Origin of the sequence: Streptomyces sp. NPDC096105 (genome assembly GCF_044763335.1) — a bacterium.
In the GTDB taxonomy this organism is placed as follows: Bacteria; Actinomycetota; Actinomycetes; order Streptomycetales; family Streptomycetaceae; genus Streptomyces.
In genome coordinates, this window is record NZ_JBIWGC010000006.1 from 300,715 (window position 1) to 318,252 (window position 17,538).

A 17,538-nucleotide genomic window follows, 5' to 3' on the forward strand; every position below is an offset into this window, starting at 1 on the left:
AATAGTTCGCCCGTTCACTGGGCAACATGCCCAGCCGTATGCCCGTGACGGCGGACTTTCTGTACAGGATGACCATTGGGGAGAGCGAGATGGCGATCGATCGTCTGGACGGGCGGATCATCCTGCTGCTGGCGCGCGAGCCGCGGATCGGGGTGCTGGAGATGTCCCGCCGGCTGGGGGTGGCGCGCGGGACCGTGCAGGCCCGCCTGGACCGCCTTCAGTCGAACGGAGTCATCCGCGGGTTCGGCCCCCAGGTGGATCCCGCGGCCCTCGGCTACCCGGTCACCGCGTTCGCCACCCTGCAGATCAGGCAGGGTCAAGGAGCCGATGTCCGCGCCCACTTGGCGACCGTGCCCGAGGTGCTGGAGCTGCACACCACCACCGGCACGGGAGACATGCTGTGCCGGCTGGTGGCCCGCTCGAACGCCGATCTCCAGCGGGTGATCGACCGCGTCGTCGGTTTTGATGGCATCGTCCGGGCGTCCACGGCGATCGTCATGGAGAACCCCGTTCCGCTGCGGATCATCCCGCTGGTGGAGCAGGCCGCGCTCGGCGAGTGACCGGACCTGGCCGAGCTGGGGTGAGCGGATGTGAACTTCTGGGAGTACCTGGAGAGCCGGCATCAGCAACTGCTCGTCGACGCCTACCAGCACGCCAGCGTCGTCTTCCAGTGCATGGTGGCGGCCACCGCCCTCGGCGTGCTGATCGGGATCCTCACCTACCGCAGCGCGTGGGCGGGCAACCTCGCCACCACCGTCACCGCGACCCTGCTGACCGTCCCCGCGCTGGCCATGATCGGCCTGCTCGTCCCGGTCGTGGGGCTCGGCGTGGCGCCGACCGTGATCGCGCTGACCCTGTACGGGCTGCTGCCCGTCGTGCGCAACGCGATCGTCGGGCTGCGCGGGGTGGACCCCGCCCTGGTGGACGCGGCCACCGGGATCGGCATGTCCCGGCTGGCCCGGCTGGCGCGCGTGGAGCTGCCGCTGGCCTGGCCGCCCATCCTCACCGGCATCCGGGTCTCCACGCAGATGCTCATGGGCATCGCCGCCATCGCCGCCTACGCCTCCGGACCGGGCCTCGGCAACCTGATCTTCCGCGGGATCGCCTCCCTGGGCAGCAGCAACGCGCTGAACCAGGTGCTCGCCGGCACCCTCGGGATCGTCGTCCTGGCCCTGCTGTTCGACGCCGCGTACGTCCTGATCGGGCGGCTGACCGTCTCCAGGGGGATCCGTGGCCGAGCCTGAGACGACCGGGACCGGACCCCGGTCGGCCGGGGCGACCATCGAGCTGGAGGGCCTCACCAAGCGCTACCCGGGCAGCGACCGGCCCGCCGTCGACGACGTCAGCATGGAGATCGGGGCGGGCGAGACGGTGGTCCTCGTCGGCCCCTCCGGGTGCGGGAAGTCCACCACCCTGAAGATGATCAACCGGCTGATCGAGCCGACCGGCGGCCGGATCCGCATCGGCGGCGAGGACGTCACCGGCATGGACCCGGTGAGGCTGCGCCGCACCATCGGCTACGCGATCCAGGCGAGCGGGCTGTTCCCGCACATGACCGTGGCGCAGAACATCGCCCTGGTGCCGAAGATGCTGCGCTGGCCGGCCGCGCGGGTGCGGGACCGGGTCGAGGAGATGCTGGACCTGGTCGGCCTGGACCCCGCCGAGTTCCGCGACCGCTATCCGCGCCGGCTCTCCGGCGGCCAGCAGCAGCGCGTGGGCGTGGCGCGGGCGCTGGCGGCGGACCCGCCGGTGCTGCTGATGGACGAGCCGTTCGGCGCGGTCGACCCGATCACCCGGGACCACCTCCAGGACGAGCTGATCCGGCTCCAGCGGGAGCTGCACAAGACGATCGTCTTCGTCACCCACGACTTCGACGAGGCGATCAAGATCGGCGACCGGATCGCGGTGCTGCGCGAACGCTCCCGCATCGCCCAGTTCGACACCCCCGAGGCGATCCTCACCCACCCCGCCGACGACTTCGTGTCCGGCTTCGTCGGCGCGGGCGCGGCGCTGAAGCGGCTCGGCCTCACCCGGGTCGGGGAGGTGACGATCACCGACTACCCCACGGCGGGCGTCGACGACCCGCTCGACGAGATCCTCACCAGGCTGCGCTCCGGCGGCACGGACGAGGTGCTGGTGCTGGACAAGCGGGGCCGCCCCTACAAGTGGCTGCGGCGCGGCGACATCCTGCGCGCCAAGGGCTCGCTGGCCCGCGCGGGCGTGCTGGTGCACGACACGGTGACCCGGGACGCGACCCTGCGGGACGCGCTGGAGGCGGTCCTCACCGACAACACCGGCCGGGTCGCGGTCACCGGGCGGCGCGGCGCCTACGAGGGTGTCGTGGACGTGGAGACGCTGATGAACTCCGTGCACGAACTCCTGGAGGCGGACCGGCTGGAGGCGCGGGAGGCGCAGGCCGGCCCGGAGGAGCAGCGGGCCGCGCGGACGCACGCCGAGCAGGAGGGCGCGCACCCCTCGGGCGACCGCGGGGAGGCGCAGGCGTGAGGACCTCCGAGGCGCGGCGGCCCGAGGACGGGCCCGAGGTGCGGGAGGACGCCGGACCGGACGGGCAGGAGGCCGCTCCCCCGTCCCGGCCGGCCGTGGCGCCGGCCCGGGTGAGCCGGCAGAAGCTGACCTTCCTGCCAGTGGGACTGATCGCCGTGCTGCTGGCGACCTGGCTGTGGTTCGCGCAGGCCGACCTGGACGCCCTCACCCGCAACGCGCTGTCGGACGGGCAGGTGACCAAGGCGCTGTGGCAGCACATCGAGCTGACCGCGATCTCGACGTTCTTCGTGCTGATCATCGCGATCCCGCTGGGCGTCCTGCTGACCCGGGGGCGGGCCGGCCGGGCCGCCCCGGCGGTCATGGCGTTCGCCAACGCGGGGCAGGCCACCCCCGCGATCGGCCTGCTGGCCCTGCTGGTGATCTGGCTCGGCATCGGCCGGAAGGCGGCCCTGATCGGCATCATCGCCTACGCCGTGCTGCCGGTGCTGTCCAACACCGTCGCCGGGCTGCGGGCCAACGACCCCGCGCTGCTGGAGGCGGCGCGCGGCATCGGCATGTCCCCGCTGGGCGTGCTCACCCGCGTGGAACTGCCGCTCGCCGTGCCGCTGATCCTCGCGGGCGTGCGCACGGCCCTGGTGCTGAACGTCGGCACGGCGACGCTCGCCACCTTCGGCGGGGGCGGCGGGCTCGGGGTGCTGATCACCACCGGGATCACCAGCCAGCGCATGCCGGTCCTCGTGGTGGGTTCGGTGCTCACCGTCGCGCTGGCCCTGCTGGTGGACTGGCTGGCCTCGCTGGCGGAGCTGCTGCTGCGGCCGCGCGGGCTGGAGGCCGGGCCGTGAGCGGGGTGCGGGCGCTGTCGGCCGTGGTGCTGCTGGCGGTGGTCGCGGGGTGCGGGCTGACCAGCGGGTCGCCCATGGTCGACGACGTGGAGCCGGGCACGGTCGGCCGGGGCAGGCCGCTGGAGGGCGCGGAACTCACCGTCACCTCGAAGGAGTTCACCGAGCAGCTGATCCTCGGCGCGATCATGGGCATCGCCTTCCAGGCGGCGGGCGCGGAGGTGGTGGACCGGACCGGCATCCAGGGCTCGGTCGGCTCGCGGGAGGCGGTCGTCAAGGGCGAGGCGGACGCCGGGTTCGAGTACACGGGCACGGCGTGGATCACGTACCAGGGCAACAGCAGGCCGATCCCCGACCCGCGCGAGCAGTGGCTGGCGGTGCGGGACGCGGACGCGGAGAACGGGGTGACCTGGCTGGAGCCGTCGGAGCTGAACAACACGTACGCCCTCGCCATGAACCAGGCGAACTACGAGCGGTACCGCACGCACACCCTGTCGGAGGTGGCGGAGCTGGCGGAGTCCGACCCGGGCGCGGTGACGCTGTGCGTGGAGGGCGAGTTCGCCAACCGCGCGGACGGGCTGCCCGGCATGGAGAAGACGTACGGGATGAGCGTCCCGCCGGGCGGCGTCACGCAGATGGACACCGGGATCATCTACACGCAGACCGCCAAGGGCGCCTGCGTCTACGGCGAGGTGTTCACCACCGACGGGCGGATCAGGTCCATGAACCTGGTGGTGATGGAGGACGACAAGAAGTTCTTCCCCCACTACAACGCGGCCCCGACCGTGAACAGCGAGACGCTGGAGAAGTGGCCGGCGATCGCCGAGGTGCTGGCCCCGGTCACGGAGAAGCTGGACAACACCGTGGCGCAGACCCTCAACGCCCGCGTCGACGTCGACGGGGAGGACCCCCATCAGGTCGCGCTGGACTGGATGGTGGCCGAGGGGCTCGTGAAGGAGAGGTGACCGGCCGGCGGGTCAGCAGCTCGGGACCTCGCCGGCGCCCTTCTCCAGGGCGACCAGCGCGTCGACGGCGCCCTTCAGGGTGGTGACCGGGATCAGGCGCAGCCCCTCGGGCAGTTCGGCCTGCGCGTCCGCGCACTCGTCGCGCGGGACCAGGAAGACGGTGGCGCCGTCCCGCTCGGCGGCCTGCGTCTTCAGCGGCACGCCGCCGACCGCGCCGACCCTGCCCTCGGCGTCGATGGTGCCGGTGCCGGCCACGACCCGGCCGCCGGTGAGGTCGCCGCCGCGGCCGTCGCCGTCCAGCTTGTCGACGATGCCGAGGGAGAACAGCAGTCCGGCGCTCGGGCCGCCGACGTCGGCGAGCTTCAGGGTGACGTCGATGCCCTCGTTCTCCCGGCCCAGGTACGCCAGCGCGGCCCGGGTGGCCTCGTCCTGGGACTCCTTCATCTGCTTCCGGTTGAACTGCTCGATCTCCTGGACGTCGTCCCCGCTGGGGTAGACGGCGTCGCGGGGCATGACCGCCTCGTCGCTGCGGAACCAGCTGTCGATCACCTGCGGCAGGTTCACGCGGGTGTCCGGGGAAGTGGCCACGATGGTCGTCATCCGCAGCTGGCCGGTGGTCCTGCGCACCTCGGCGCCGGAGATGGCGATGACCTGCCGGCCCTTGTCCTCACCGAGCACGTCGACCGTCGTCCCGGGCTGCGCCACGGAGAAGGGCAGCGGCGCGAGGACCGCGGTGGCCAGCAGCGCGACGACCGGGGCGGCGCAGACGGCCAGGGCTTGGGGACGTGTGAGGCGAGTGAGCACGGAGCCAATCTAACGCGACGGGGGTGAGGCCCGGCCGGGGCGTCCACGCGGGCGGAGCCGCCCCCGCCCGCGTCCTCCGGTCAGCGCAGGGCCTCGGCGACCTCCCGGGCCGCCTCCACCACGCGCGTGCCGACCCGCTCCGGCACGACGTCCGCCAGCATCACGACGCCCACGCTGCCCTCGACGCCCGTGACGCCCACCAGCGGCGCGGCGGCCCCGCAGGCGCCGGTCTCCAGCTCGCCGTGGGTCAGGGTGTAGCCGGGGTCGCCGAGGGCCCGCTGCCGGGCGGCGAGTATCGCCTTGCCCGCAGCCCCGCGGTCCAGCGGGTGCCGGAACCCCGCCCGGTACGCCACGTGGTAGTCGGTCCACGACGGCTCCACCACCGCCACCGCCAGCGCCTCCGCGCCGTCGGCCAGGGTCAGGTGGGCGGTCGCGCCGATGTCCTCCGCGAGGGACCGCAGCGCCGGCATCGCCGCCTCCCGCACCAGCGGGTGCACCTGCCGTCCCAGCCGCAGCACACCGAGCCCGACGCGGGCCCGGCCGCCCAGGTCGCGGCGGACGAACGCGTGCTGCTCCAGCGTGGCGAGCAACCGGTACACCACGGTCCGGTTCACGCCCAGTCTGTGGGAAAGCTCGGTGACGGTCAGCCCGTGGTCCGTGTCGGCGAGCAGCTTCAGGACCCGTAGGCCCCTGTCGAGCGTCTGAGAGGTCTCCGCGGTCACGACGCCCACTCCTTCAGTGGTGAGGTCGACGGCCCCCTCGCTGCATGTGCGTCACCGAGTCCCGGCGGTCACGCGCTCCAGAGGCCGCCGATCGGCCGGCGCCCGGACCAGTCCCGGGCACAGTCGCTTCACGGCTGCGCTCCGCGGCGGCGCTGCCACGGGGCGTGTGCGTAGCGGGACAGTAACGAGCCGGTCCGCTGAGCGGAAGGCTCCGTCCAGAATCCGGTCATCAGTTGAGCAAACCGGTGACTTTTGTCCCGGTACGCACACGGGGTGACCGCTCCCGCACGCCCCACCGTCCACAGATGACTCCCCGGGCCTCTCAGCGCATGCGGGTGGCCCACTCCTGCACCTTGGCGATCCGCTGGCGGAGCTGCCCCGCGGTGGCCTCGGCGGACGGCGGGCCGCCGCACACCCGGCGCAGCTCGGTGTGGATCACCCCGTGCGGCTTGCCGCTCTGGTGGACGTACGCGCCGACGAGCGAGTTGAGCTTCTTGCGCAGCTCCATCATCTCCTTGTGGGAGACCACGGGACGCCGCTCGGCGGGCAGTTCCAGCAGGTCGGCCTCCTCGGCCGGCTTCTTCTTGCTGTGCGCGATCTGCCGGGCCTGCCGCTTCTGCAGCAGCAGCTGCACCTGGTCCGGCTCCAGCAGGCCGGGGATGCCGAGGTAGTCCTGCTCCTCCTCGCTGCCCGGGTGGGCCTGCATGCCGAACTCGGCGCCGTTGTACATGACCCGGTCGAAGACGGCGTCGGACTCCAGCGCCTCGAAGGGCAGCATGTCCTGCTCGCCGGTGTCCTCGTCCTGCTGCTTGTTCGCCTCGTCCATCTCCTTCTCGGACTCGGCGTACGGGTCCTCCTCGCCCCCCTTCTTGGGCTTGTCGAGGACGTGGTCGCGCTCGCGCTCCATCTCGCCCGCGAAGCCGAGCAGGTCCGGCACGGTCGGCAGGAACACGGACGCGGTCTCGCCGCGCCGCCGGGACCGCACGAAACGGCCGACGGCCTGGGCGAAGAACAGGGGCGTGGAGATGGTGGTGGCGTACACGCCGACCGCGAGGCGCGGGACGTCGACGCCCTCGGACACCATGCGGACGGCGACCATCCAGCGGTCGTCGCTCTGACTGAACTCGTCGATCCGCTTGGACGCGCCGGCGTCGTCGGAGAGGACCAGCGTGGCCTTGTGGCCGGTGAGGTCGCGGATCAGCTTGGCGTAGGCGCGGGCGGACTCCTGGTCGGAGGCGATGACCAGGGCGCCGGCGTCCGGAATGGCCTTCCTGACCTCGGTGAGCCGCTGGTCGGCGGCGCGCAGCACCGACGGCATCCACTCGCCGCGCGGGTCGAGGGCGGTGCGCCAGGCCTGGCTGATCGCGTCCTTGGTCATGGGCTCGCCGAGCCGGGCGGCGATCTCGTCGCCCGCCTTGGTGCGCCAGCGCATGTTGCCGCTGTACGACATGAAGATCACCGGCCGGACGACGCCGTCGGCGAGGGCGGAGCCGTACCCGTAGGTGTAGTCGGCGGACGACCGGCGGATCCCGTCGTCGCCCTCCTCGTACGTCACGAACGGGATGGGGTTGGTGTCCGAGCGGAACGGCGTGCCGGTGAGCGCGAGTCGGCGGGTGGCCGGTTCGAACGCCTCCAGGCACGCCTCGCCCCACGACTTGGAGTCGCCGGCGTGGTGGATCTCGTCGAGGATCACCAGGGTCTTGCGCTGCTCGACGCGGTTGCGGTGCAGCATGGGGCGCACGCCGACGCCGGCGTACGTGACGGCGACGCCGTCGTACTCCTTGCCGAGCGGGCCCGCGCTGTACTCCGGGTCGAGCTTGATGCCTATGCGGGCGGCGGCCTCCGCCCACTGCTTCTTCAGGTGCTCGGTGGGCGCGACGACGGTCACCTGCTGCACGACGTGGTGGTGCAGCAGCCAGGACGCCAGCGTCAGCGCGAACGTGGTCTTTCCGGCGCCGGGCGTGGCGACCGCGAGGAAGTCACGGGGCTGAGCCTGGATGTACTTGTCCATCGCCCCCTGCTGCCAGGCGCGCAGCTTGCCGGCGGTGCCCCAGGGGGCACGGCCGGGGAAGGCCGGGGACAGGTGGTGCGAGGCGGGGCCGGCGGTGGTAGTCACGATCTCCGAGGGGGTGGTTCGGTCGGCGCATCTGCGTAGGACGACCGGGCCACCCTACCGATGACCCGGAGCCGTCGACGCCGGTACGCGACCGGCGCCGCCGCGGATGGGACTCAGGTCACAGTCGGCGCGCGAAGCGCGGCAACCGGGACGCGGTCCCGGGCACGTCCAGCCCTCCTTGGCAGACGTCGAGCACCGATCGCTCGGCCTCGTCCACGTCGCATCCCGGGTCGAGCGGGTGCCCGTTCCTGTGCAGGAAGACCCAGGTCGCGTACCAGGCGAGACGCTTGTTGCCGTCGGCCAGCGCGCGGTTGCGCGCGAGGGACTCCATCAGGGCCGCGGCCTTCTGCCACACGTCGGGGTAGGCGTCCTGGCCGAACACGCTCGACCGCGGGCGCGCCAGCGCCGAGCCGGGCAGTCCGTAGTCGCGCACCGCCTCCTCCCCGAGCCGCTTCGCGCGGTTCAACAGCTCGGGCAGGGCGAGGTGGTACATCAGGCGAGCCTCCGGTTCAGCTCCGCACTCGCCTTCAGCACGTGGTCGGCCGCCTCGTCGAACAGCCGGGAACGTTCGTTCACGGCCGCCATCACCGCGTCGTGCGCGAAGGACTGCATGCTGCGTCCCTCGGCGGCGGCCCGCTCACGCAGCGCGTCGAGCTCTTCATCGGTGAAACGCACGTTCAGTCCAGCCACGACGCGGCGGTACTGCGTGGTACCAGCCGGGGTCATGTCTGTCCGTCCGGAACCGGCCGCACCCGGGTCGCCACCCAGACCCCCGCCAGGGCCACCGCCGCCATCGGCAGGAACACCGCGGCGAAGGCGGCCGGGTGGGACCCGGCGGCCTCCGTCGCCGCGTGGCTGACGGTGCCGCCGCCGAGGGCGGCGAAGGCCGCGCCGCCGATCGCCAGGAGGAGGACGTTGGAGAGGCCGTCGGAGATCTGGAGGGCGGCGGAGTTGGTGCCCGTCTCCTCGGGGGCGGAGAGCTGGAGCAGCAGGACGCTGGTGGAGGAGATCACCAGGCCCATGCCGAAGCAGCCGAACGCCCAGGCGACCGCCAGCGTCCAGGCCGGCACGGCGTGGATCAGCACGCTCGGCGCCGCCGCGATGGCGAACGCGACCAGCAGCATGCCGAGGGTCATCAGCCGCTCCCGGTGCTGCTCCAGGCGGGGCCGGGACTGCACCCAGGAGCCCAGCGCCCAGGTGCCGCCGCCCGCCGCGAGGGAGAAACCGGCCAGCGTGGGGCTGAGTCCCCGCTGGGTGACCAGCATCAGCGGGACGAAGGACTCCGCCGCGATGAAGGACCCGGCGGCGACACCGCGCAGCAGCACCACGGACGGCAGACCGCGGGCGGCCCGGGAGGTGCCGCGCGGGAGCAGGCCGAGGACGGCCGGCACCAGCAGGGCCACGCCCAGCGCGCCCGGCAGCAGGGACAGCCAGCGCAGGTCCTGGGCGGCGTACTGGAGCAGGCCCGCGCCGAAGGAGATCGCGAACGCCAGCCGGATGCGGCGGCGGTCGAAGGAGGCCGGGGCCTCGGCGTCCCCGACCGGGCCGGCGGCGAGGCGGCGTATCCGGGGCAGGGCGAGCGCCACCGGGAGCACCACGATCACGGGTATGCCGAGGAACACCCAGCGCCAGCCCAGGTGCTCGGTCACCGCGCCGGAGGCGAGCGGGCCGACGATGGAGGGGACGACCCAGCTCGCGGCGAACGCCGCCATGATCGCCGGGCGCAGCCGCTCCGGATAGGCGCGGCTGACGACGACGTACAGGGCGACGATCACCAGGCCGCCGCCGAGGCCCTGCACCGCGCGGCCCAGGATGAACAGCCACATCGCACTCGCGGTGCCGCCGATCAGCAGCCCTGCCGCGAACGAGGCGATGCCCCAGGTCAGCGGCGCGAGCGGGCCGCGCCGGTCGGACCACTGGCCGGACAGCACCATGCCGAACAGGCTGGTGGTGAAGTACCCGGAGAACGCGAACGCGTACAGCGGGACGCCGTTCAGCTCGCGGGCCGCGACGGGCATGGCCGTGCCCACCGCCGTCGCCTCGAAGGCGATCAGCAGCACGACGGAGACGACCCCGATGCTCAGCGCCCGGTACCTGCGGCTGAGGACGGTGTCGTCGGGGACGACGGCCGGGGCGGGGGCGACGGCGGGCTCGGCGGCACCCGTGTCGCGGGGGTTCGGGGCGGTCATGCCCGCCAGGGTAAGGTCCACGCCCCTGTTTGACCCCTGTCGGGGGTCGGTATCGGCACCGGGACCTTGGTCGTAGGCCCCGGGCGCCTGCCCCCTCGTCCCCGAGGGGGCGTTCCGGGGACGGCGAGGCGCCGCACGGCACCGCTGCCCCGCCGGCACGGCCGCGTGCCCGAGCGGCTCAGAGAACCCCGCCCGCCTCGTCCTGGAAGAGGCACGTCCAGTAGTGCCAGTCCGTGTCCGGGGCCGTGCCCGTGGGGTCGACGGAGGCGAGGACCTGGATCATGGTCAGGGCGAGCTGGTCGTAGGCGTCGCTGGTGAGGGCGTGGCCGGAGGCCTCGTCGAGGGAGCGCTCCCGGTGCAGGAGCCAGAGCGTGAAGGCCAGCGTGGAGATGTCCGTGTTCAGCGGGCGCAGGGCCGCGTCCCCCTCGCTCCAGCTGAGCACCGCGCCCGTCGCCCCGTCGACGACCAGGCTGTGGTCGTCGACCAGGTGGCCGACGCGGATCAGGCGGTCGGCGTGGGCCGGGAGGAGATCCGGCGGGAACTCCCGTCCGCAGTCGTCGGCCGCGTACTCCGTGAGCGTGCGCAGCGGCTGGTCGGTGTCCAGGGAGAACAGGAAGCCGTCCTCGGGCAGGCCCGTCTCGCGCAGGAAGCGGCGGGTCGGCTCGTGCGTGAGCGTCGCGGGGAAGTCGACCTCCTCGAAGCGGACCACGCCGCCCCGGCCGAACTCCTCGTCCAGCAGGCGCAGGGGCAGGTCCAGGGCCAGCCCGGAGGACGTGCCGGGGCCCGCCACGAGGGCGAGGGGGCGGATCAGCGCCGCCATCCGCCAGAACGGCGCCGGCTCGCCGTCCGCGCCCTCCTCGAACACCGCGAGCAGCTGCCGCGAGGCCTCCGCGACCGCCTTGGCGCCGTAGCGGCCGGCGTAGGCGGCGAACTGACCGCGCAGTCCCGCCAGTTCGTCCGTGGCCGCGGCGAAGCGGACCAGGGTCGGCAGGGACGGGGCGAGCGGACGGCAGTCCATGAGGTCGGGCCGGTCGTGGACGTACGTCGTGGAGACCTCGCCGGTCGCGCCGTCGAGCAGCACCGACTCCGTCCCCAGGCCCGCCGGGGCCATGAACTCGCCGATGACGAGCTGGTCGCGCAGGGCGGGCGGGAGCCGGTCGCCGGCGCCCGTCACGTCGGCGACCGTGTGCGGTCCGCCGGGACGGGCGGGCTCCGCGAACCGGAACAGGCCGCTGTCGCACGGCAGTCCGGCTCCGGTCAGCCAGTGCCGCGTCGAGGCGTGCGTGACCTGGGGACCGAGGTCGTCCTCGATGAGTGTGATCGCCCTCGCGACAACGGTGTCGGTCGTGCTCATGATTCCCCCGCGATACGTGTGCTCGGTCCCGGGCCCGCGAACGTCCCGCCCCGGGCAGGACGGCCCGCGCCCTGCCGGACCCGCGGCCGTCCCCCACTGCTTCCGAAGACTACGCGGCGCCACTGACAACGCCTCAGGACCGCGGGGCGCGGCCGGCGCCCCGTCCCTCAAGACGCGCGGGAGGCCGCTCGCGTTGCCCGGACGCGGCGACCGCCTCGGGGAACCGCTCAGTTCCCGGTGACCACGGCGGCCTGCGGGCGGATCGGCAGCCGGTTCACCGGCCGGCCGGTGGCGGCGCGCACGGCCGAGGCGATGGCGGCCGGCGAGGCCACCACCGGCACCGCGCTCACCGCCTTCGCGCCGAACGGCGCGACCACGTCCCGCTCCTCCACGAGCTTCACGATCCGGATGTCGGGCACGTCCAGCGCCGTCGGCAGGGCGTACCCGGTGAGGTCGGGGTGGCGGATCAGGCCGCGCGGGGTGCGCAGGTTCTCGGTGAGCGCGGCACCCAGGCCCTGGGTCACGCCCGCCTCGATGCGCGCGGCGAGCTGCGCCGGGTTGAGCACCCGGCCCACGTCCTGCGCGACCGCCAGCTCCACGACCCGTACCGAGCCCAGCTCGATGTCGACGTCGACCACCGCGCGGATCGCGCAGAAGGAGATGCTGACGAAGGCGTCGCCCTGTCCGGACCCGTCCAGCGGCTCGGTGGGGTGGGGGCGGCACTGCGCGGTCGCCCACAGCTCCTTGCCGTCCATCGCCTCGGTGACGGTCGTGGACAGCACGCCGTCGTACGAGGTGATCTTGCCGTCGGTGATCTGCAGCAGCTCGGTGGACATGCCGAACTTGTGCGCCAGCGGCTGGAGGAGCTGGGTGCGGACCATCTTGGCCGCGCGCTCCACCGCCCCGCCCGACACCCAGGTGTGGCGGCCGCGGCAGCCCGCCCCGGCCGGGGGCTGGTCGGTGTCGACGGGCACCACGTGCACCTCGTCGATGCCGAGGGTCTCCTGCACGATCTGCCGGGCCAGCGTGGAGAAGCCCTGCCCGGTCTCGACGGCCGCGCACAGCACGGTCGCCACGCCGTTCTGGACGCGCACGGTGGCCGTGGACACCTCGTCGGCGCCCTCCGCGCCCAGCATGTGCACCATGCCCAGGCCGTAGCCCACGCCCCGGCGCACCGCGCCCGGCTCGCCCGCGCCCTCGGGGCCGCCGGGCAGCAGCCACTCGTCCTCGGGGGTGTCCTTGGGCAGCGGCGGCAGCGGGAAGTCCCGTACGGCTTCGAGCAGTTCGGCGACCGGGGCGGGGCAGGTGACGGTCTGGCCGGTGGGCAGCACGTCACCGGTGGCCATCACGTTCCGCTGCCGCACCTCGGCCGGGTCCAGGCCGAGCTTCTTGGCCAGTTTGTCCATCTGCGCCTCGTACGCGGCGCACACCTGCATCGCGCCCTCGCCGCGCACATGGCCGGAGGGCGGGTTGTTGGTGCGCACCGCCCAGCCCTCGATGAAGGCGTTGGGGACGACGTACGGGCCGCAGGCGAAGGCGACGGCGGCGGCCAGGGCGTCGGAGGAGGTGCCGGCGTAGGCGCCCGCGTCGAGCAGGATCTGCGCCTCGACCTTGACCAGTCTGCCCTCGGCGTCGGCGTGGTGGCGGTAGCGCAGCAGGGTGGGGTGGCGGTGGCTGTGGCCGAGGAAGGACTCCTCGCGCGTGGCGGCGAGTTTCACCGGGCAGCCGGTCCTCAGCGCGAGCAGCCCGAGGGGGAGCTGGAAGCTCTGGTCCTCGCGGTCGGCGGTGGCGCCGGGCACCCCGGTGACGACGATCTTGACCTGGTCCTGCTGCAGGCCGAACGCGGCGGCGGCGGTGTCCCGGTCGCCGTGCGGGTCGGTGGACGCCAGGTACAGCTCGACCCCGCCGTCCGGGCGGGGCACGGCGAGCCCGGCCTCGGCCCCTATGGGGGCGGGGTCCTGGCGCCCGATGCGGTACAGCCCCTCGACGACGACCTCGCCGGCCGCCTCCGCGTCGCCGTGGCGCAGCGGGATGTGCCGGATCAGGTTGCCGTCGGGGTGCAGCGGTTCGGCCTCGAAGGCCTGCTCGGGGTCGGTCACCGGGTCGAGCACCTCGTACTCGACGATGACCGCGGCGGCGGCCATCCGCGCGGTGTCCGGGTGGTCGGCGGCGACGGCGGCCAGCGGCTCGCCGTGGTGGCGTACGACCTCGGAGGCGAAGACCGGGCGGTCGGCCGTGCCCCGGCCGAGCACCGAGGCGCCGGGGACGTCCTCGTGGGTGACGACCGCGCGGACGCCGGGCATCTCGCGCGCGTGCGTGGTGTCGATCGACTTGATGCGCGCGTGCGGGTGCGGCGAGCGCAGCACGGCGGCCCACAGCAGGCCCTCGGCCCACAGGTCGGCGGCGTACGGGAAGGTTCCCTCGGTCTTGGCGCGCGCGTCGGCGGCCGGGAGGGAGACGCCGAGTCCGCGCGGGACGGCCTCCTCCTCGGGGGCCGCCTCGGCGGTCTGCACGGTGGCTGCTTCGTTGCTCACGCCTGGCCTCCGTCCTGGCCGTGGGGCTGGTCCTGCGGTGCGACGCCGAACGCCGAGGGGCCGACCCCGCCGGCGCCGGGGCCCGCCTGGTGCGGGATGCGCGGGGTGCCGTCGCCGTCGTCCGCCGCGGCCTCGGCCTTCGCCTCGCGTTCGGCGACGACCTCCTGCACGGCGGTCACCACGCCCCGGTAGCCGGAGCAGCGGCACAGGTTGCCGCACAGGGCCTGGCGGGTCTCCAGCTCGGTCGGGGCCGGGTTGCCCTCCAGCAGGTCGTGCACGGTCATCGCCATGCCGGGCACGCAGAAGCCGCACTGCACGGCTCCGCACCGGGCGAGGGCGCGCTGCACGTCCGAGGGGCGGCCGTCCTGGGCCAGTCCCTCGACGGTGCGGACCTCGCTGCCGGCCGCGGTGACGGCGGGGACCAGGCAGGACGCGACGAGCCGGCCGTCCACCTGCACGTTGCACGCGCCGCACTCGCCCTGCGAGCAGCCGTCCTTGGCGCCGGCCAGACCGAGCCGCTCGCGCAGCACGTAGAGCAGCGACTCGCCGATCCAGGCGTCGGTGACGGGCCGGTCGGTGCCGTTGACGCGGAGCACGTAGGAGGCGAGGGGGTGGTCGTCGTGGGGAGCCACGACGAGGTCCGCGGCGGGGGCGTCCGTTTCGCCCGGACCGTCCGCCTCGGGGGCGGTGTGCGGGTCGGCGGAAGCGCCGTCGCCGGCGGAGGACTCCGAGGGCCCCTCGGACGGCCGGGAAGCGGTCCGGGCGTCCTCGGGGCCGCCGTCGTTCGCGGACGCCCCGGGCGCGGGCTCCTCGGCGCCCTGGGGGGCCTGCGGGTGCTCGCGGCCCTCGGCGGCCCCGGCCTCACCGGCACCGGACTGCCACGGCTGCTCGGCCCCGGACGGCCGGGGGTGCTCCGGGTACGCCTCGGCGGGCAGCGGCCGGGACGCGTGCGGGGCCTCGTGCGCCGGGGCGCCCTCGGCAGCGGGGCCCGCCTGCGGCCGGCCGTGGGCGTGGTCACCGTGCCGGGCGTGCGGCGACTGCTCCGGGGAGGCGCCGGGCGCGCCCGGATGCGGGGGCTGGTCACCGTCCGGCTGCCGGCCGTGCTCGGGAGCACCGCCGTGCGGCCGGGTGGCGGAGGCGTCCTGCGGTTCGTGCGCGAGGTCGTGGTCACCGCCCTCGGTGCCGTACGAGCCGGACCGCTGTCCGTCGGCACCGGGCTGCGGCGCCTGCTCACCGGCCTCGGGACCGTGCCCACCGCCCTGCGGCCCGTGCGGGCCGGGCTGCGATCCGTGCGCGCCGCCCTGCGGGCCGTGAGCATCGACCTGCGGCCCGTGGGCCTCGCCCTGCGGCCCGAGCTCGCCGTCCCGCGGCTCCTGCGAACCGGACTGCGGCCCGTGCACGCCGGACTGGGGCTCGTGCGCGCCGGACTGGGGTTCGTGAACGCCGGACTGGGGCTCGTGAACGCCGGACTGGGGTTCGTGCACGCCGGGCTGCGGCCCGTGAACGCCGGACTGGGGCTCGTGAACGCCGGACTGGGGCTCGTGCGCGCCAGGCTGGGGTTCGTGCACGCCGGGCTGCGGCCCGTGAACGCCGGACTGGGGCTCGTGAACGCCGGGCTGCGGCCCGTGGGCACCGCCCTCCGGCCCGGGCTCGCCGCTCTGAGGGGCCCGCTCGCCGCCCTCGGACCCGTGCTCGCCACCCTGAGGGGCTCGCTCACCGCCCTGCGGCCCCTGCGGGCTGTCCTGCTGCTCGTGGCCCTGCGGCACGCCCGGTACGCCCGGTCCCCACGGCGTGCCGATGGACTGGGACTCGGCCCAGGGGGCCGCGGCGCCGCCCGGGAGGGTCGCCGGAGGGGCGCCGCCCCACTGCTCGACCAAGGAGGACGCGGTGAACTCTCCGGACTCGTCCGGCAGGTCGCCGCCCGCCACGGGGATCGACCACTGCCCGGTGACGTCCTGGCCCGGCGCGTGTCCGGGCGCCCGGTGCCGCCCCGCGGGGTCCTGGTCCTGGGCCTGCGCGTGGTGCGGGCCCGCCGCGTTCGGGTCGTAGGCCCACTGTCCGCTCGCGCCGGGGTCGTAGCCGAACCGGTCCCCCGCCACCGCGTCGGCCTGCGCGGACCCCGGGTCGTTCCACCGGGCCCCGTCGGCGGGGGCGCCGGGCGCCGCCCAGGTGCCGGTGGCCGCCGGGTCGGTGCCCGCGGTGGTGGCGGGCGTGACGGTGATCTGCGGCGGCACGTAGCCGTGGCCGGGCGCGGCCAGCGGGCTCTCCATGGAGTCCAGCAGGGCGTCGATGCCGCCCTCCGGGAAGTTCACGAAGGCCGTGGCGCCGTCGTCGTAGTCGCCCTGCGGCAGGGGGTCCCAGCGGCTGCCGCCCGGAGGCGTGCCGCCCTGTCCGTGCTGGTCGTCGGTCACGACAACGCCCTCCCCAGTGCTCGTCGGGCCAGCGCGGCGACGGTGCGCCGCAGGTGCAGTACCGCGGGTGGCAGCGGCGGGACGGTGCCGTCCTCGCCGGGCGCGGCGTCGGGGATGCAGGCCGCGGCGACGTACTCCCCAAACGCGCTGAGCGCCTCGGGCACGATCGCCCGGTTGTTGTCCCAGTCGATGAGCTGCGCGACCCACTGCTCGGCCTCCAGGGGCCGCAGCGGCATCGGCGCGATGGCGCCCACCGCGCAGCGCACCCCGCGCCGGGCGGGGTCCAGCACGAGGGCGACGGAGGCGACCGCGCGGCCGGGTCCGGTGCGGCCGGTCGCCTTCAGGAAGACCTGGGGGGCGTGCAGCAGCGGTACGCGCACGTAGCCGATGAGCTCGCCGGGGCGCAGCGCGTCCATGCCGGCCAGCAGATGGGACACCGGGACGTCGCGGCGGGCGCCGCCCGGGCTCGCGACGATCAGCGTCGCCTCCAGGGCGGCCAGCACGGGCAGCGCGTCCCCGGTGGGGGCGGCGGAGGCGATGTTGCCGCCGAGGGTGCCGGCGTTGCGGATGTGCGGGGGTCCGGCGGCCCGCGCGGCGGCGGCGAGCGCCGGGATGAGGGCGGCGAAGTCGGGGCGCCCCATGCGCGCGTGGGTGAGTCCGGCGCCGAGCAGCGCGTGTCCGTCCAGGTACTGCCAGCCGCGGATCTCGTTGATCTTGCCGAGGCCGACCAGCGCGGCGGGCCTGAGCTGCCCGGAGTTGACGGCGGCCATCAGGTCGGTGCCGCCCGCGACGGGCACGGCGGCGGGCATGGCGGTGAGCGCCGCCACGGCCTCGTCCAGCGTCGTGGGCAGCGTCACGGCCTGCGCCGCCTGCGGTGCGTGCGTGCTCAAAACAGGCTGCCCCTTCCCGCTGCCCCACCTGGTCCCGCCCGTGCGCCGTACGGTACGTGCTGACAGGGCGGACGTGGCAACTCTGGCACATCTTGGCAGGCGCCGAAGACGGGGGTCCGCTAGGAGGCATTCGCCCGGCTGGGCACGGTCCCGGCCGATTCCTTCCCCGAATCGCCGCGGCGCCGCGGAATCACAGGCTTCGGAAGCTC

15 protein-coding genes are annotated in these 17,538 nt (G+C 74.5%); 5 read left to right on the forward strand and 10 right to left on the reverse strand.

Annotated features, from left to right (window positions below; all coding sequences use genetic code 11):
- Positions 1–89: 89 nt before the first annotated feature.
- The 5 genes from ACIQ8B_RS13255 (at position 90) to ACIQ8B_RS13275 (ending at position 4,309) form a co-directional block, all read left to right on the forward strand.
- Positions 90–560, forward strand: coding sequence for an Lrp/AsnC family transcriptional regulator (locus ACIQ8B_RS13255; protein ID WP_290006973.1), 471 nt, complete (start codon positions 90–92; stop codon positions 558–560).
- A 30-nt stretch (positions 561–590) separates the two neighbouring features.
- Positions 591–1,244, forward strand: coding sequence for an ABC transporter permease (locus ACIQ8B_RS13260; RefSeq protein WP_290006976.1), 654 nt, complete (start codon positions 591–593; stop codon positions 1,242–1,244).
- A complete protein-coding gene (locus ACIQ8B_RS13265; protein WP_403546742.1) occupies positions 1,231–2,505 on the forward strand; it encodes a betaine/proline/choline family ABC transporter ATP-binding protein in 1,275 nt (424 codons plus the stop codon). The genes ACIQ8B_RS13260 and ACIQ8B_RS13265 overlap by 14 nt, the downstream gene beginning before the upstream one ends.
- A complete protein-coding gene (locus ACIQ8B_RS13270) occupies positions 2,502–3,347 on the forward strand; it encodes an ABC transporter permease (RefSeq protein ID WP_106413999.1) in 846 nt (281 codons plus the stop codon). Before ACIQ8B_RS13265 ends, ACIQ8B_RS13270 begins: the two co-directional genes overlap by 4 nt.
- A 74-nt stretch (positions 3,348–3,421) precedes the next feature.
- Positions 3,422–4,309, forward strand: a complete 888-nt coding sequence (locus ACIQ8B_RS13275) for a glycine betaine ABC transporter substrate-binding protein (RefSeq protein WP_290007087.1) — start codon at positions 3,422–3,424, stop codon at positions 4,307–4,309.
- 12 nt (positions 4,310–4,321) lie between these two features.
- Here the strand turns inward: ACIQ8B_RS13275 and ACIQ8B_RS13280 are convergent, their stop codons facing one another.
- The 10 genes from ACIQ8B_RS13280 to ACIQ8B_RS13325 form a co-directional block, all read right to left on the reverse strand.
- Positions 4,322–5,113 carry a S16 family serine protease gene (locus tag ACIQ8B_RS13280; RefSeq protein ID WP_106413997.1) on the reverse strand — a complete coding sequence of 264 codons (792 nt, stop codon included), beginning with the start codon at positions 5,111–5,113 and terminating at the stop codon, positions 4,322–4,324.
- A gap of 80 nt (positions 5,114–5,193) precedes the next feature.
- The gene (locus tag ACIQ8B_RS13285) at positions 5,194–5,835 is read right to left on the reverse strand and encodes an IclR family transcriptional regulator (protein WP_403546743.1); all 642 of its coding nucleotides are present in this window, start codon (positions 5,833–5,835) and stop codon (positions 5,194–5,196) included.
- A gap of 322 nt (positions 5,836–6,157) precedes the next feature.
- Positions 6,158–7,951, reverse strand: coding sequence for a DEAD/DEAH box helicase (locus tag ACIQ8B_RS13290; protein ID WP_290006979.1), 1,794 nt, complete (start codon positions 7,949–7,951; stop codon positions 6,158–6,160).
- 118 nt (positions 7,952–8,069) lie between these two features.
- Positions 8,070–8,444: a type II toxin-antitoxin system death-on-curing family toxin gene (locus ACIQ8B_RS13295; RefSeq protein ID WP_403546744.1), complete on the reverse strand. Its 375-nt coding sequence runs from the start codon at positions 8,442–8,444 to the stop codon at positions 8,070–8,072.
- A complete protein-coding gene (locus ACIQ8B_RS13300; RefSeq protein WP_403546745.1) occupies positions 8,444–8,641 on the reverse strand; it encodes an Arc family DNA-binding protein in 198 nt (65 codons plus the stop codon). Before ACIQ8B_RS13300 ends, ACIQ8B_RS13295 begins: the two co-directional genes overlap by 1 nt.
- Before the next feature lie 32 nt (positions 8,642–8,673).
- Positions 8,674–10,140, reverse strand: coding sequence for an MFS transporter (locus ACIQ8B_RS13305; protein WP_403546746.1), 1,467 nt, complete (start codon positions 10,138–10,140; stop codon positions 8,674–8,676).
- Between the two features lie 178 nt (positions 10,141–10,318).
- The gene (locus ACIQ8B_RS13310; protein ID WP_403546747.1) at positions 10,319–11,494 is read right to left on the reverse strand and encodes an SUKH-4 family immunity protein; all 1,176 of its coding nucleotides are present in this window, start codon (positions 11,492–11,494) and stop codon (positions 10,319–10,321) included.
- A gap of 227 nt (positions 11,495–11,721) precedes the next feature.
- Complete coding sequence (locus tag ACIQ8B_RS13315; RefSeq protein ID WP_290006987.1) at positions 11,722–14,028, reverse strand: xanthine dehydrogenase family protein molybdopterin-binding subunit; 2,307 nt, start codon at positions 14,026–14,028, stop codon at positions 11,722–11,724.
- Complete coding sequence (locus ACIQ8B_RS13320) at positions 14,025–16,439, reverse strand: 2Fe-2S iron-sulfur cluster-binding protein (protein ID WP_403546748.1); 2,415 nt, start codon at positions 16,437–16,439, stop codon at positions 14,025–14,027. Before ACIQ8B_RS13320 ends, ACIQ8B_RS13315 begins: the two co-directional genes overlap by 4 nt.
- Positions 16,436–17,329: a xanthine dehydrogenase family protein subunit M gene (locus tag ACIQ8B_RS13325; protein WP_106413989.1), complete on the reverse strand. Its 894-nt coding sequence runs from the start codon at positions 17,327–17,329 to the stop codon at positions 16,436–16,438. Before ACIQ8B_RS13325 ends, ACIQ8B_RS13320 begins: the two co-directional genes overlap by 4 nt.
- Between the last annotated feature and the right edge of the window lie 209 nt (positions 17,330–17,538).